The organism is Frigoribacterium sp. CFBP 13605, assembly GCF_014839405.1.
Classification (GTDB): Bacteria; Actinomycetota; Actinomycetes; order Actinomycetales; family Microbacteriaceae; genus Frigoribacterium.
In genome coordinates, this window is the sequence record NZ_JACYNS010000069.1 from 1 (window position 1) to 13,533 (window position 13,533).

A 13,533-nucleotide genomic window follows, 5' to 3' on the forward strand; every position below is an offset into this window, starting at 1 on the left:
CCGCCGCTCCGCGCACCCTCGTGCCGCCCCGCGCCCGGTCGCGTCGACCCGTGCCGCCCTTCGCCTCCGCGCCCGGTCCGTTCGTGGGGCGATGCGTCGGCAACTCCTGCCTCGTGCCGCGACCCGCGCCGCCCACGTGGCGTGTCGCGGGCCCACGAGGCACGGGGCAGGAGTTGCCGTCGCCCGAGTCGCAGTCCCCGCGACGAGGTCTCGGCCCCAGGGGAGCGATGTGACGCCGCCGTCCCCAAGCCGCCCTCGGACGCCCCGGGAGAGGGGCACCGCTCGGCACGCTGTCGGCATGACCACGATCGCCGAACTCGTCTCCGACGCCGGTGGCCTGCTGCACAAGCGTGACCTGGTCGCGCTCGGTGCCACGGACCGCCACCTGACCGTCGCCGTGCGCGCCCGCACGGTTCGTCGTCCCCGACGTGGCTGGTACTCGACGTGGCCGCCCCACGACCCGAGGTTCGTCGCCGTCGCAGTGGGTGGCCGGCTCACGGGGGCAGCTGCCCTGCACCAACTCGGCGCTTGGTCGTGGCGACGCCCGCGGATCACGGTCTCGGTACCCGAGACCGCCTCCCGCCTCCGACGTCGACGGGGCGTCCGGGTGGTCTGGGACCCCGTCGCTCTGGGAGCCCGCGGCTCGACCTGGATGGTGGACCCACGTGACGCCCTCGCCCGCGCGGTCGTCGAGGCGGCATCGCTCGAGGACGCGGTGATCCTGGTCGACTGGGCCCGCAGCATGGGCCTCGTCACCGACGACGAGGACGCCGCCGAGGTCCTCGCCCGGAAGCGTGCCGATGCCGTGGGCCTGGTGGCCTGGAGCGACGGGGGAGCACAGAGCATCCTCGAGTCGGCGGCCGGGACGCGGCTCCGGTTGGCCGGGCACCACGTCGTGCGGCAGGTGCCCGTCGGCACCACGGGCAAGGTCCTCGACATGCTCGTCGACGGCATCGTCGGTCTCGAGACCGACGGTCGGGAGCACCACGAGAGGCGGTTCGACCAGGATCGCCTCAAAGACGCCGACATCGCTCTCGACGGGCTCGTCCCGTTCCGTGCGGGGACGATCATGGTGCGTGACCTGTGGGCTCGCACCTCGGCCGCGATCGACGCCCTGGTGGCCACGGCGGGTGGCCCCACGCCCGGGTCACGTGTCGGCAACTCCTGCACGCCCCGGGTGCTCGGCCCCCGCGGCCGCAGGAACTGGCGGCTCGCCGTACTCGGGCAGCGCACGAGGCAGGAGTTGCCGACAGGGGAGGAGCCGGAGGGGGAGGAGCCGGAGGGGGCGCCTGAGGGGGGCGGAGGGACGGCGCGGGGAATGGCGGGGCACGGCCGAGGGTTGGGCCTGCCGTGACCGCAGACCCAGCCACCCCGTCCGCGACCGTCAAGGTCGACATCTGGTCCGACATCGCCTGCCCGTGGTGCTTCATCGGCAAGCGCAAGTTCGAGGAGGCCGTGCGACGTTTCGACGGCCCCGTCGAGGTCGAGTACCACTCGTTCGAGCTCTCGCCCGACACCCCGGTCGACTTCGAGGGCGACGAGGTCGACTTCCTCTCGAAGCACAAGGGCATGCCCGCCGACCAGGTCCGCGGCATGCTCGACACCGTCGCCGGCATCGCGTCCGAGGTCGGCCTCGCCTACGACTTCGAGCACCTGCAGCACACCAACACGGTCAAGGCGCACGAGCTGCTCCACTTCGCCAAGGCGAACGGGCGTCAGGCCGAGATGAAGGAACGCCTCCTCCACGCCTACTTCGAGGAGGGCCGCCACGTGGGCCGCGTCGACGATCTCGTCACGTTGGCCGCCGAGGTCGGCCTCGACGAGCAGGAGGCGCGCGACGCTCTCGAGACCGGGCGTCACCTCGACGACGTGCGGGGCGACCAGGCCCAGGCGCAGGCCTTCGGCATCACCGGCGTCCCGTTCTTCGTCCTCGACGGCAAGTACGGCATCTCGGGCGCCCAGGCTCCCGAGACGTTCGTCCAGGCCCTCGAGCAGGTCGCCTCCGAGGTGGCCCGATGAGCGATTCCCGCGGGGCCGGGGCCGGGTCCGTGGCCGGGCTCGCGACGCCGTCCGCGCCGTTGACCATGCTCGGGGCACCGGGCGCCGTCGCCTGCGAGGGGGACTCCTGCCTGGTCGTCCCCCCGGTCGCCGAGGGCACGTCCGCGGTCGGGTCCCCGGCCGCCGAGCCCGGGAGGCGCGGCGTCAGTCGCTGACGTCGGCCACGGTCGCGTCGTACGCGGCGACGAGGTCGTCGGTCTCGACGAAGGCGCTGAAGCCGTGTGCTCCGGCACCCAGGGCGACGCGCCTCCCCACGATTCGGGAGTCCGCGACCACGGGCCACGCGGTCGAGCTGCCCAGGGGGGTGATGGTGCCCCGCTCGTACCCGGTGACCTCGAGGGCGACGTCGGCGCTCGGCATCGACAGCTTGTTGACGCCCACGACGGCTCGGAGCTTCGCCCACGAGATCTGTCGGTCGCCCGGCACGAGCGCGAACAGGAACGAGCCGTCGTGTCGCTTGACCACCAGGCTCTTCACGATGTCGGACGGCTGCAGCCCGAGCAGAGCGGCAGCGGCCTCGAGCGAGTCGGCCGCGGGGCGCGCGACGATCTCGACCGCGAGACCGCGCGCAGCGGCGTCCGCCCGCACCCGGTCCGCGCCGTCGGGTCGACCCTGGTCGCCCCCGACGTCCGCGTCGTCCACACCACTCGTCAGCCCGCCGTCGCTCATGGGAGAATCGTAACGATGTCCACCACCACCCTGCCCTCGCGCGGCCTTTCGATCGGACCGATCGACGTGGCCTCGCCCGTCGTGCTCGCCCCCATGGCCGGAATCACCAACACGGCGTACCGCCGCCTCTGTCGCGAGTACGGCGCCGGCCTCTACGTGAGCGAGATGATCACGAGTCGGGCGCTGGTCGAGCGCACGCCCGAGTCGATGCGCCTCATCCAGCACCACGAGTCCGAGACGCCGCGCAGCATCCAGCTCTACGGCGTCGAGCCGAACACGGTGGCCGAGGCGGTCACCATGCTCGTCGCCGAGGACCGCGCCGACCACATCGACCTCAACTTCGGCTGCCCGGTGCCCAAGGTCACGCGCAAGGGCGGTGGCTCGGCCCTGCCCTGGAAGATCGGCCTCTTCCGCGAGATCGTCGAGGGTGCCGTCAAGGCCGCCGGCGACATCCCGCTGACCGTCAAGATGCGCAAGGGCATCGACGACGACCACCTCACCTATCTCGAGGCCGGTCGAGCCGCCCAGGGGGCCGGCGTCGCGAGCATCGCGCTGCACGCCCGCACGGCCGCCGATTTCTACTCGGGCACCGCCGACTGGTCCGCCATCGCCACCCTGAAGCAGACCGTGACCGACGTGCCGGTCCTCGGCAACGGCGACATCTGGTCGGCGGCCGACGCCCTGCGCATGGTCGACGAGACCGGGTGTGACGGGGTCGTCGTGGGTCGCGGCTGCCTCGGTCGGCCGTGGCTGTTCGGCGACCTCGCCGCGGCCTTCCGCGGCGAGGACCTGAAGGCCGAGCCGACGCTCGGCGAGGTGGGACGGGCCTTCCGGCGCCACGCCGAACTCATGGTCGAGTTCTGGTCGGGCGACGAGGGCCGCGCCTGCCGTGACATGCGCAAGCACGTCGCGTGGTACTTCAAGGGCTACCCCGTGGGCGGTGAGGTCCGGGCGGCTCTCGCCCTCGCCGACTCGTTGCAGCAGATCGACGACCTGCTCGCCACGATGGACCCCCACGAGCAGTACCCCGGCGAGGCGGCCGAGGGGCCGCGTGGCCGTGCGGGCAGCCCGAAGCGGCCCGCCCTGCCCGACCGCTGGCTCGAGAGCCGCGAGCTCGACGAGGCCTTCAAGGCCGAGCTCGCCGCGGCCGAGCTGCACCACAGCGGCGGCTAGGCACCCCCTCCCGAGATCCCTTCCCGTCCCGACCGAGAGGCCCCGGTGTCCACCGAAGCCCTGCCGAGCGCCACCCCCGGGTACGACCCCGCCGACTCCGAGCGCTGGGCGCCCGAGCAGCACTCCAACCGGCGAAGCGACTTCGCCCGCGACCGGGCCCGGTTGCTGCACTCCAGCGCGCTCCGGCGCCTGGCGGCCAAGACGCAGGTGCTGAGCCCGACGGCCGGCCTCGACTTCGCCCGCAACCGGCTGACGCACTCGCTCGAGGTGGCGCAGGTCGGTCGCGAGCTCGCCACGAGCCTCGGCCTCGATCCCGACGTCGTCGACACGGCCTGCCTCGCGCACGACCTCGGCCACCCGCCGTTCGGGCACAACGGCGAGCGGGCCCTGAACGACTGGTCGACCGACATCGGCGGCTTCGAGGGCAACGCGCAGACCCTACGACTGCTGACCCGCATCGAGCCGAAGGTCATCGACGCGACGGGACGCAGCTTCGGGCTGAACCTCACCCGTGCCAGCCTCGACGCCAGCTGCAAGTACCCGTGGCCCGCGGCCCAGGGCATCCCCGACCCGGGCGGTCGCATGAAGTTCGGTTTCTACGACGACGACACGGCCGCGTTCGAGTGGCTGCGTCGGGGTGCCCCGCGTCGACGGCGGTGCGTCGAGGCCCAGGTCATGGACCTCAGCGACGACATCGCGTACTCGGTCCACGACTTCGAGGACGCCGTGGTCAACGGCTACGTCGACGTCGCCGCCCTCGGGGCGCGGGTCGACCACGACTCGCTCGTGACGGCCATGCACGAGTGGGTCGGCGGGGAGCTCAGTCGCGACGAGTTGACCGAGGCCTTCGACCGGTTGCAGGCGCTGCCGTTCTGGCTCGAGTCGTACGACGGCAGCCGGTTCGCGCAGGCCCGTCTCAAGAACCTCACGAGCCAGCTGATCGGACGCTTCGCCGGTTCGGCCACCCAGGCGACCCGTGAGTCCTATCCCGGTGACGCCCTGATGCGCTTCGGCGCGTCGGTGGTCGTCGCCCCGGACGTGATCGGCGAGATCGCCGTGCTCAAGGGCATCGTCGCGGCCTTCGTCATGACGCGGGACAACCGGCAGCCCATCTACCTGCGTCAGCGCGAGGTCCTGACGAGCCTCGCCGACGCCCTGTGGCAGGCGGGCCCGTCAGAACTCGACCGTGGCTTCGCCGCCGACTGGGCCTCGGCGGACGACGACGCCGCGAGGCGTCGGGTCGTCGTCGACCAGGTCGCCTCGCTGACCGACCAGAGCGCCATGGCATGGCACGACCGGCTCACCGCCGGCCGCTGACGGCGGGTCGCCGAGGAGGCGCGGGTCCCGACCGGCCGCACCGCGCCTCCTCGTCCTCCCGCGGCCGACCTCCCGGGTCGGCGTGGTCGGTGGCTCGACCTACAATCGACACGTGCCCGGCCTGATCAAACGCAACGACATCGACGAGGTCCGGTCGCGCACCAACATCGCCGACATCGTCGGCGACCACGTCACGCTCAAGGGGGCGGGCGTGGGGTCGCTCAAGGGGCTCTGCCCGTTCCACGACGAGCGCAGTCCGAGCTTCCACGTGCGGCCCCAGGTGGGGCGATACCACTGCTTCGGCTGCGGTGAGGACGGCGACGTCTTCAGCTTCGTCATGAAGACCGACCACACGACCTTCCAAGAAGCGGTCGAACGCATGGCGGCGCGCATCGGTTTCGAGCTCCACTACGAGGACGGCGGGCAGGCCAGCGACCACGGCAACAGGGCGCGTCTGATCTCGGCGAACGAGGCCGCGCGCGAGTTCTTCGTGGACCACCTCACGGCCGCCGACGCCGAGCCCGCCCGCCGGTTCCTCGGCGAGCGGGGGTTCGACCCGGCCGCGGCCGAGCGGTTCGGCGTGGGGTTCGCCCCCAAGTCGTTCGACGCCCTGCGGTCGCACCTCAAGGGGCTCGGTTACCGCGACGACGAGCTCGTCACCGCGGGGTTGCTGAGCCAGGGCGACCGCAGCCCCTACGACCGCTTCCGCGGGCGGCTGGTGTGGCCGATCCGCGACGTCACGGGGTCGACCATCGGGTTCGGCGCGCGTCGGTTGCTCGAGGACGACAAGGGCCCGAAGTACCTCAACACCCCCGAGACGCCGATCTACCACAAGTCCCAGGTGCTCTACGGGCTCGACCTGGCCCGTCGGGACATCTCGAAGGGCAAGCAGGTCGTCATCGTCGAGGGCTACACCGACGTGATGGCGTGCCACCTGGCCGGGGTCACGACGGCCGTCGCGACCTGCGGCACGTCGTTCGGCGTGGACCACATCAAGGTGCTGCGACCCATGCTCGGCGACGTCAGCGGGGCCGACACCTCGACCGGCGGCGAGGTCGTCTTCACCTTCGACCCCGACGAGGCGGGCCAGAAGGCGGCGTCACGCGCGTTCGCCGAAGAGCAGCGGTTCGCCGCGCAGACCTTCGTCGCCGTGGCCCCCGACGGGCTCGACCCGTGCGACCTCAGGCTGAACCGCGGCGACGACGCCGTGCGCCGCCTCATCTCGACCAAGCGTCCGATGTTCGAGTTCATGATCCGCCGGCTCATCGACGGGCACGACCTCGAGACGGTCGAGGGTCGCGTGTCGGCGCTCCGGGCGGCCTCGCCGGTGGTGGCGGGCATCCGGGACCGTTCGATGACCCAGGGCTACGTGCGGTCGCTGGCCGGGTGGCTGGGGCTCGACCCGGCCGACGTCGCGCGGTCCGTCGACGACGCGGGTCGCGCCTCCTCGGCCCAGAACGCGCTCGAACGGTCGCAGCCCAAGAACGCCACCGACGGCCGACAGTCGATCACGAGCCTGCCGCCGGTGCCCGACGAGCCGGCCGGCCCGAGCCTGTTGACGCTGCCGGCCGACCTGACGACCCGCACCGAGCGCGACGCGCTCATGGCGATGCTCCAGCACCCGGCGACGGTCGGCTTCGAACTCATGCAGCGCGCGGCACGGGCACGCATCGAGAACGGTGCGCTGGCCGTCGTCCGCGACGCGATCGGCGCGAGCCTCGACCGGTTCGACTCGGCCGACTGGCTCGACGTCGTCCTCGGCCAGACGCCGTCGCCGTTCGACGCCCTGGCGAAGGAGCTCGCCGTCGCCCCCATCCCCGAGCGCGAGGGACGCGAGATCACGACCTACTGTCGCGGCATCGTCGTCTCGATCGTCGAGCGCGACCTGATCCGCGAGAAGTCCGAACTGCTCGGGCAGTCGTTCCGCACCGACATGAAGACCGAACCCGAACGCTGGCGTGAGATCCAGGTGCGGATCGCCGCCGTCGAGGCCGAGCGCCGGTCCATCCGCCAAGAGTGAGGTCGGCAGCCGTCACGCGGTGCCCCGGCCTGAACGCGCATACACCACGAGGATGCGCCGCCGGCCTCGAGACGACCAGTTGGCAAGGGTTCGTTGCGGGCCTGTAAACAGTTGCGCGATGAGCCCGTCTCGCGCTCACGTGTGTGTTACCAATGGACGTTCCCTGAAACGGCCGCGTCCACAGCACGGCCCGGGGCCCCTTGCACACAGAGAAAGAGGTAACCGGATATGACATCCGACTCCACGCTCGCCCGACGCGCCCTCGCCGTCGTCGGTGGCGCCGCTGCCACCGCACTCGTCCTCTCGGGCTGCGCCTCCGGTGGTGACGCGACCGACGCCCTCGACGGTCTCAGCATCGGCACGACCGACGTCATCACGTCGCTCGACCCGGCCGGTTCGTACGACAACGGCTCGTTCGCCGTCCAGAACCAGGTGTTCGGCTTCCTGACGAACGCCCCGTACGGCAGCCCCGACGTCGAGCCCGACCTGGCCGAGTCCGCCGACTTCACCAGCCCGACCGAGTACACGGTCAAGCTCAAGGACGGACTGACCTTCGCGAACGGCAACGCGCTCACCTCGAGCGACGTCAAGTTCAGCTTCGACCGCCAGCTGGCCATCGCCGACCCCAACGGCCCGTCGTCGTTGCTCGGCAACCTGGCCAGCACCGACGCGCCCGACGACACGACCGTCGTCTTCACGCTCAAGTCGGCCGACCAGACCTGGCCCCAGGTGCTCTCGAGCCCCGCCGGCCCGATCGTCGACGAGGACGTCTTCTCGGCGACCGGGCTCACCGACGCCGACGACATCGTCAAGGGCAACGCCTTCTCGGGTCAGTACGCGATCACCGACTACTCGCAGAACGAGACGATCGCCTACGAGGCGAACGACGCCTACGACGGCGTGCTCGGTGCCCCGAAGACCGACTCGGTCACGGCGACCTACTACACCGAAGAGACCGACCTCAAGCTCGCCGTCCAGAACGGCGACGTCGACGTCGCGAACCGCAGCCTGAGCCCGACCGACCTGGCCGACCTGGCCAAGGACGACGCGCTCACCGTGCACAACGGCCCCGGCGGCGAGATCCGCTACCTGGTGTTCAACTTCAACACCATGCCGTACGGTGCCACGCAGCCCGACGCCGACCCGGCCAAGGCCCTCGCCGTGCGTCAGTCCGTGGCCGACACGGTCGACCGTGCCGCCCTGGCCAAGGACGTCTACAACGACACCTACACGCCGCTCTACTCGGTCGTCCCCGACGGCCTGACCGGTGCGACGACGCCCCTCGAGGGCCTCTACGGCGACGGCCAGGGCGGCCCGGACGTCGACAAGGCCGCCGCGGCCCTGTCGGCCGCCGGCGTCAGCACCCCGGTGTCGATCGACCTGCAGTACAGCCCCGACCACTACGGTGCGTCGAGCGACGAGGAGTACGCGCTGATCAAGTCGCAGCTCGAGGCGAGCGGCCTGTTCACCGTCAACCTCCAGTCGACCCTGTGGGACACCTACAGCACCGAGCGCCGCGAGGACGCCTACCCCGTCTACCAGCTGGGTTGGTTCCCCGACTTCTCGGACGCCGACAACTACCTGACGCCGTTCTTCAGCGCGGACAACTTCGTCGGCAACCACTACGACAGCCCGACCGTCCAGGGTCTGCTGACGAAGGAGATCGGTGAGCAGGACGCCTCGGCTCGTGAGGCGACCATCGGGGACATCCAGGACGCCGTCGCGGCCGACCTGCCGACCCTGCCGCTGCTGCAGGGCACGCAGGTCGTCGTCTCGCAGTCCGACGTGAAGGGCGTGGACGACACGCTCGACGCGTCGTTCAAGTTCCGTTACGGTGCGCTGAGCCGCTGACGCGCCTCCCCGTCCCCTGAGTCCCGCCGGTCCGCCGGTCGGCCTCCGGGGTCGGGGGACTCCGCACCACGGCCGTACGCCGAGGGGGCGACCCGCGACACCGCGGGGCGCCCCCTCCGGTCTGCGACCGGCACCACACCATCGAAAGGCCCAACGACGTGACCCTGATCACCGACGGTTCCCTCACGGCACCGCCCACCTCCAGTCCCGGGAAGTCCCGGAGCTCCGGCGGCGGCGGCCTCGGACGCTACATCGTGATCCGCGCGATCCTGATCGTGCCCACCGTGTTCATCCTCGTCACGCTCGTGTTCTTCCTGATGCGCGTGGTCGGCAACCCGATCACCGCCTCCGTCGGCGGGCGTCTCACCGAGGCCCAGCTGCAGGAGCGTCTCGCCGCCGCCGGCTACGACCGCCCCGTGATCGTGCAGTACCTCGAGTACCTCGGCCAGATCGTCCGAGGCGACTTCGGCACCACCGCGACCGACAACCGCGAGATCAGCGGCATCCTGCTGCAGTACGGCAGCGCCACGATCGAGCTGGTCTTCTACGCGCTGATCGTCGCGCTCGTGCTGGGCATCCCGCTCGGCATGCTCGCCGCGTACGTGCGCGACCGTTGGCCCGACGCGATCCTGCGCGTGCTGGCGATCCTCGCCTATGCGACCCCGGTCTTCTTCGCCGGCCTGCTGCTCAAGCTCACCTTCTCGGTCTGGCTCGGCTGGCTCCCGCTCGGCGGTCGTGCGAGCACGCGGGTCGCCATCGCCCTGGGGCGCATCGACAACCCCACGGGCATCTACATCGTCGACGCCCTGCGGACCGGCAACTCGACGATCATCGTGGACGTCCTCTCGCACGCGGTGCTGCCCGCCCTCGCGCTCGGCGTGCTGACCGCCGGCATCTTCCTGCGCCTGGTGCGCACCAACGTCATCGGCACGCTCGGTTCCGAGTACGTCGACGCGGCGCGGTCGCGGGGCGTCAGCGAGTTCCGGCTCGTCCGGGCTCACGCGCTCAAGCCCGCCCTGATCCCGATCATCACCGTCATGGGGCTGCAGATCGCGATGCTGCTCGGCGGCTCGGTGCTGACCGAGACCACCTTCGGCTGGCGGGGGCTGGGCTTCCAGCTGCAGCAGTACCTGTCGGCCCGCGACTTCATCGCCGTGCAGGGCATCGTCGCCGTGCTCGCCGTCATCGTCGCCGTCACCAACTTCGTGGTCGACGTGATCGCCGCCCTGATCGACCCCCGCGTGAGGTACTGACCATGACCGATTCGACCGTCGCGGCCGACCGCCGCGAACCCCTCTACAAGCGCCTCCCCGTCGTCGCCCAGATCCGCCGTTCGGTGGGGCTGCAGCGCGGCATGCTGCTGACCGGCGTCGTGATCGTCGCCGTGTTCGTGCTGCTGGCGATCTTCGCCCCCCTCATCGCGCCCTACGGCTTCGGCCAGCTGCGCGGTGCCACCGAGGCCTTCCCGCGCCAGGCGCCACCGTCGGCCGAGCACCTGTGGGGGACGACTGTCGGCGGCTACGACGTGTTCAGCCGCGTCATGTGGGGCACCCGGACCGCCGTGGCCGTCGTCATCGTGGCCGTGGTGCTGTCGATCACGATCGGCGTGACGCTCGGCCTGATCTCGGGCTACCTCGGCGGGTGGCTCGACCGCGTGCTCGTCGTCGTCGCCGACGCGGTCTACGCGTTCCCCTCGCTGCTGCTCGCCATCGTCGTCTCGATCGTCATCAGCGGGGGCCAGTCGAGCCTCTGGGGCGGCATCGTCTCGGCGGGCATCTCGATCACCGTGGTGTACGTCCCGCAGTACTTCCGCGTCGTCCGCGCCGAGGCCACGAGGCTCAAGGCCGAGGCGTTCGTCGAGTCGGCCAAGGTGAACGGCAGCAGCACGGGCCGCATCATGTTCAAGCACGTCCTCCGCAACGCCACGCGGAGCCTGCCCCTGATCCTCACGCTCAACGCGTCCGAGGCGATCCTGACCCTGGCGGCCCTCGGCTTCCTGGGGTTCGGCATCGGCCCGACCGCGGCGGCCGAGTGGGGTTACGACCTGAACCGCGCGCTCTCCGACACCGCCAGCGGCATCTGGTGGACCGGCGTCTTCCCCGGTGCGGCGATCGTGCTGATGGTGCTCGGCATCACGCTGATGGGCGAGAGCCTGAACGACCTGGCCGACCCGCGCCTCCGGACCCGCCGTCGCGCGAAGCGCAAGACCAAGGGCACCCGCCGCACCGAGCAGGCCCCGACCACGACCCACGACGAGGTGACCGCATGACCGCCGACACGACCACGACCGGCCGACCCGCGACGCCGCGCGACGAGCGCCCCGTCGCCGTCGGCATCACCGACCTCGAGGTGACCTTCGCGACCGACGGCGGCGACGTCGCGGCCGTCCAGGGCGTGACGCTCGACGTCCGCGCCGGCGAGGTGCTGGCGATCGTCGGCGAGTCGGGGAGCGGCAAGACCGTCACGGCGAAGACGATCCTCGGCCTCTTGCCCGAGACCGCGGTCGCCACCGGTGCCGTGCTGCTCTCGGGGCAGAACGTCCTCGAGGTCGGCCCGAAGAAGGTGCGCGAGCTCCGCGGCACCGACGTCGCCATGGTCTTCCAGGAGCCGTCGACCGCGCTCAACCCCGTCTACACGGTGGGCTGGCAGATCGCCGAGGGACTGCGGGCCCACGGCAAGGTCGGACGCAAGGAGGCGCGGGTCAAGGCGATCGACATCCTGCGTCGCGTGGGCATCCCCGACCCCGAGACCCGCGTCGACTACTACCCGCACCAGTTCTCGGGCGGGCAGAAGCAGCGCGTGGTCATCGCGATGGCGCTCGTGCTCGACCCGTCGGTGATCGTCGCGGACGAGCCGACCACGGCCCTCGACGTGACCGTGCAGGCCGAGATCCTCGACCTGTTGCGCCGCTGCCGGGACGAGTTCGGCACGGCCATCGTGCTGATCACGCACAACATGGGCGTCGTCGCCGACCTCGCCGACCGCGTCGCCGTCATGTACCTCGGCAAGGTCGTCGAGCAGGCCCCGGCCGTCGAGCTGTTCGCGAACCCGCAGGACGACTACACCAAGCGCCTGCTCGGCTCGGTGCCGAAGCTCGAGGCCCGCGGCCACACGCAGCAGGAGCAGCCCGCCGACAGCGAGGTCGTCGTGCGTGCCCGGGGTCTCGAGATCGAGTACCCCGGGCGCCTCGGCCGCGGCGGCTTCCGGGCCGTCAAGGGCGTCGACTTCACCATCGCCCGCGGCGAGGTCCTCGGCCTCGTCGGCGAGAGCGGTTCGGGCAAGACGACGATCGGTCGGGCCATCGCCGGGCTGACGAAGGTCACCGGGGGGTCGCTCGAGGTTCTGGGCATCGAGATGAACGGGGTGCACGAGCGTGACTTCAAGCCGAAGCGCGCCGACATCGGCTTCGTCTTCCAGGACCCCGCGTCGAGCTTCAACCCGTTGCTGACGATCGCCGAGTGCGTGGCCGAGCCGCTCATCGTGCACGGTCGTGCGAAGGACGCCCGGGCCGCCCGTCCGCGCGTCGACGAACTGCTCGAGGCGGTCCAGCTGCCCAAGTCGTTCGCCGACCGGTACCCCCACGAGCTCAGCGGCGGGCAGCGTCAGCGGGCGAGCCTCGCCCGGTCGCTCGCCCTCGACCCGACGCTGTTGATCGCGGACGAGCCCACCAGCGCGTTGGACGTCTCCGTGCAGGCCCGGGTGCTCGAGCTGTTCACCGAGTTGCAGTCGCAGCTGGGCTTCGCCGCCTTGTTCATCAGCCACGACCTCGCGGTCGTCAACATGCTGGCCGACCGGATCGGCGTGCTGTTCCACGGCGACCTGATCGAGAGCGGACCGAACGACCAGGTCCTCGGCGCGCCCGAGCATCCCTACACGCAGCGCCTGCTGGCGTCGCTGCCGGTGCCCGATCCGATCGAGCAGGCGTCCCGCCGCGAGCGGTTGGCCGAACTCGACCGCCGGGCGGCGGGCGACCCGGAGCGCGGAACCGACACCGTCGGGGCGGCCTGACGGTGCCGGGTCGCGAGCTCGACCTCGACCAGCCGGTCGTCACCGACGACCTGTCGCTGCTCTACCCCGCCCGGGCGGGCCATCCGGCCGTGCGTGCCGTCGACGGGGTCACCCTGCGGGTCGAGCCGGGCGAGATCGTCGCCGTGCTCGGCGAGAGCGGTTCGGGCAAGTCGACGCTCGCGATGGCCCTCGCCGGACTGACCGGCACGGGCCGCGTCGACGAGGGGCGCCCGCGTCTGGTCGGTGGGACCGCACGGGTCTTCGGCCAGGACGTCGGCAAGCTCTCGGGCCGGCGCCGGGACCGGCTCTCGGCCATGGTCGGCTACCTGGCGCAGGACGACGGCGAGCGGCTGAGTCCCGACTTGACCGTCGGCGAGGCCATCGCCGAGCCGATCTACCAGCGCGACCGCAAGTTCGACCGCACCGAAGCCGGGCGC

12 protein-coding genes are annotated in these 13,533 nt (G+C 71.4%); 11 read left to right on the plus strand and 1 reads right to left on the minus strand.

What is annotated here, in order from left to right; genetic code table 11:
- Positions 1-298 precede the first annotated feature (298 nt).
- Genes IFT36_RS11850 through IFT36_RS11860 form a run of 3 tightly spaced genes read left to right on the plus strand, consistent with a single transcriptional unit; the run spans position 299 to position 2,213 of the window.
- Positions 299-1,354, plus strand: a complete 1,056-nt coding sequence (locus IFT36_RS11850; RefSeq protein ID WP_200413231.1) for a hypothetical protein — start codon at positions 299-301, stop codon at positions 1,352-1,354.
- Entirely contained in the window at positions 1,351-2,019 is a 669-nt protein-coding gene (locus IFT36_RS11855) for a DsbA family oxidoreductase (RefSeq protein WP_056045630.1), read from the plus strand. Before IFT36_RS11850 ends, IFT36_RS11855 begins: the two co-directional genes overlap by 4 nt.
- Positions 2,016-2,213: a hypothetical protein gene (locus tag IFT36_RS11860; protein ID WP_056045627.1), complete on the plus strand. Its 198-nt coding sequence runs from the start codon at positions 2,016-2,018 to the stop codon at positions 2,211-2,213. Before IFT36_RS11855 ends, IFT36_RS11860 begins: the two co-directional genes overlap by 4 nt.
- Here IFT36_RS11860 and IFT36_RS11865 read toward each other — a convergent pair.
- Complete coding sequence (locus tag IFT36_RS11865; protein WP_200413232.1) at positions 2,203-2,727, minus strand: aminoacyl-tRNA deacylase; 525 nt, start codon at positions 2,725-2,727, stop codon at positions 2,203-2,205. The two genes, IFT36_RS11860 and IFT36_RS11865, sit on opposite strands and share 11 nt — an antisense overlap.
- Positions 2,728-2,742: 15 nt before the next feature.
- Between IFT36_RS11865 and dusB the strand changes: the two genes are divergently transcribed.
- The 8 genes from dusB to IFT36_RS11905 all read left to right on the plus strand — a co-directional run.
- Complete coding sequence (gene dusB / locus IFT36_RS11870; protein ID WP_056045623.1) at positions 2,743-3,900, plus strand: tRNA dihydrouridine synthase DusB; 1,158 nt, start codon at positions 2,743-2,745, stop codon at positions 3,898-3,900.
- 45 nt (positions 3,901-3,945) lie between these two features.
- On the plus strand, positions 3,946-5,217 hold the full coding sequence (locus tag IFT36_RS11875; protein ID WP_082460243.1) for a deoxyguanosinetriphosphate triphosphohydrolase: 1,272 nt from the start codon (positions 3,946-3,948) through the stop codon (positions 5,215-5,217).
- 112 nt (positions 5,218-5,329) lie between these two features.
- Positions 5,330-7,237 carry a DNA primase gene (gene dnaG / locus IFT36_RS11880; protein ID WP_056047525.1) on the plus strand — a complete coding sequence of 636 codons (1,908 nt, stop codon included), beginning with the start codon at positions 5,330-5,332 and terminating at the stop codon, positions 7,235-7,237.
- Between the two features lie 228 nt (positions 7,238-7,465).
- Positions 7,466-9,088 carry an ABC transporter substrate-binding protein gene (locus tag IFT36_RS11885; RefSeq protein ID WP_200413233.1) on the plus strand — a complete coding sequence of 541 codons (1,623 nt, stop codon included), beginning with the start codon at positions 7,466-7,468 and terminating at the stop codon, positions 9,086-9,088.
- A gap of 158 nt (positions 9,089-9,246) precedes the next feature.
- Positions 9,247-10,341 (plus strand): ABC transporter permease, encoded by a 1,095-nt coding sequence (locus tag IFT36_RS11890; RefSeq protein ID WP_055972446.1) that lies wholly within the window; start codon positions 9,247-9,249, stop codon positions 10,339-10,341.
- A gap of 2 nt (positions 10,342-10,343) precedes the next feature.
- Positions 10,344-11,357 (plus strand): ABC transporter permease, encoded by a 1,014-nt coding sequence (locus IFT36_RS11895; protein ID WP_056045614.1) that lies wholly within the window; start codon positions 10,344-10,346, stop codon positions 11,355-11,357.
- On the plus strand, positions 11,354-13,096 hold the full coding sequence (locus IFT36_RS11900; protein ID WP_082460242.1) for a dipeptide ABC transporter ATP-binding protein: 1,743 nt from the start codon (positions 11,354-11,356) through the stop codon (positions 13,094-13,096). Before IFT36_RS11895 ends, IFT36_RS11900 begins: the two co-directional genes overlap by 4 nt.
- A gap of 2 nt (positions 13,097-13,098) precedes the next feature.
- Positions 13,099-13,533: ATP-binding cassette domain-containing protein (locus IFT36_RS11905; protein WP_200413234.1), on the plus strand; the 435-nt coding region annotated here is incomplete at its 3' end.